General features: G+C 43.4%; 1 protein-coding gene. It reads right to left on the bottom strand.

Annotated features, from left to right (window positions below):
* Positions 1-95: 95 nt before the first annotated feature.
* On the bottom strand, positions 96-1,532 hold the full coding sequence (gene ltrA / locus E4U82_RS19425; protein ID WP_135111895.1) for a group II intron reverse transcriptase/maturase: 1,437 nt from the start codon (positions 1,530-1,532) through the stop codon (positions 96-98).
* Between the last annotated feature and the right edge of the window lie 647 nt (positions 1,533-2,179).

Here is a 2,179-nt window from a genome sequence, read left to right as displayed (position 1 = left end):
CATAGAGTAGGGTAACCTTTCTCAAGGCTACCCCCTCATCAAACCGCACGTGCCCTACTAAGGCATACGGCTTACCAGCGTGTTACATTGTTAAATCAATCTGTTGCTAATCGTTGGCTGGCATTCATTTTTCGTAAACGGTCAGGTGTAAAGTATTCCTGACCTTTTTCTTTTGCTCTGGCTATGGTTCTTTTCTGTTTGGCTTGTTGAGTCTGGTTCATTCGCTGGATATAGCTTTCCAGCGTAAACCCGTAAATTTTGTGGTAGAAGTACCAATACGCAGGAATCAGGCCAATTCGCGCAAAAAATTCGTTATTCCATTTTCTTGTCATTTTCCATCCTTTTCTTTGGCTTGGATGGTCATGTATCATAGCTACACGTAACCTTTTTCTTATATAGCCGTCAATGGCCTGCAATTCTTTGCCAAAGGTTTTATAGAAGCAATGGCTACCTATGCCATATTGGGCATTTAACTGTATAGCTTTGTGTATTGTGTGAAAGTAATTGACTTTTCCGCGTATAATTGGATTGACTTGTTCCAGCCATTTTTCCTTACTTAGCGTTAACGTCTTTCGCGTTTTTGCCTTGATTTTTTGCCGAAAATCTTGCCATGTACCTCGTTCAGGCTGGGCTGTATAGTAAGGCTTTCCGTCTTTCTTTCGCTTTCTCCAATGGCCAAAAGTGAATCCCAAAAAGTCAAAGTCATCATCATGAAAGTCCACAATCCTTGTCTTCTCGGCTGAAATTTGGAGGCCCAGTTCTTCCAGCTTTGACTTTGTAATCTCCCCAGCTTTTTCAATGTCCTCTCTTGTCTTAGCGAAGAGAAGGAAATCGTCCGCGAACCTGACGAAACGTATGTTGTGTTTCGCCAATGTCCAATCCAATTCATTCAGAAATATATTGGCCAGAAGCGGCGATATGACACCGCCTTGGACTGTTCCGAGATTGGTCTTATAGTGTTTTCCTTCTTCCATGTAGCCAGCTTTCAGCCAAGCCCAAATCATGTCCAATACCGTACCGTCTGATATATATTTGTTCAATATTCTCATCAGCTTTTTGTGTGGGATGTTATCAAAGAATCCCTTAATGTCTGCATCATAAATGTAATTATGTCCCTGTTCTATATTAGCCAGGATAATCTGCATCACACGTTCAGGACCCTTATTTGGCCGATAGCCGCATGACCATTTATGAAAGATTTCCTTTTCGCATTTTGGACTGATGACATTCACCACTGCTTGTTGGACAATACGGTCTTCAATATTTGGTATGCCTAGTGGGCGTTGCTTCCCATTCTTCTTTTTAATGTACTCGCGTCTGACTGGCGATGGCTTATATTCTTTCCTTCTTAGCTTTTGGAGTAAGGCATCAAGATTTTCATCGAGCCTGTGACGGTAGCTTTCGATTGTTTCACCATCTATACCGCCCGCGCCTTTATTGTACTCAACTTTTTCCCAAGCTGCCTTCAGCTTGCGGTCAAACAGAATTTGGCCATAAATACTATGCCATTTAAATTTCAACGATTGATTCAATGCTTATTCCCCACCTTTCAATGTGCCCTTTCAGATTGTTTTTACCGAAGTAACAGTATCTGTTGACATGCCACATATTTAGTTGTGTCGAGCCACGAGGTCGCTCCCCTTCCGTTCATGTATTGTTTTGTCAATACACTACTCCCGTACTATGGGAACGTCTGACTTCTCCACCCGCAATTAACATTTCGGAATACCTTATAGTTAATTGCCCATATTTGGTAAGATGGAGACCTCACGGGGTCGTTGCACTTTCCCTCCATACATACCCAGTACCAGCACACAACAAGCTATGACTGGTCGGCTGATTCATTGACCAGCCATCATGATATCATGGGTTTCCCATTATTTTCGGATGGTCACCAGCTTATCGCGCCGCCGTACTTCACACGCCTGCATTTGGGTCTGCATGGCCGACTGCGGGTCTCTCGAGTTTCCGCATCTCCTTCAAACACCACCTCACGATGATGCCCTAGATTAGTCTTCACCAGTTGTATCAGCACTCTGGTGGAAGGACTTTCACCTTCGAGAAAATTCACCTTCCAGGATTTACAGAGGCGTGCTTACACAAGGTAACGTGCTCTAATCCTTTAAAAGTTCATTTAGTGCAGTAATCTACACTCAGTGCGACTGCCCGTCGCGCAAAA

The sequence above is a fragment of the Lentibacillus salicampi genome (assembly GCF_004565465.1).
GTDB classification, from domain to species: Bacteria; Bacillota; Bacilli; order Bacillales; family Amphibacillaceae; genus Lentibacillus; species Lentibacillus salicampi.
The sequence above is the reverse complement of the archived record's forward strand: the minus strand, read 5'-3'. Positions and strand labels throughout refer to the sequence as shown.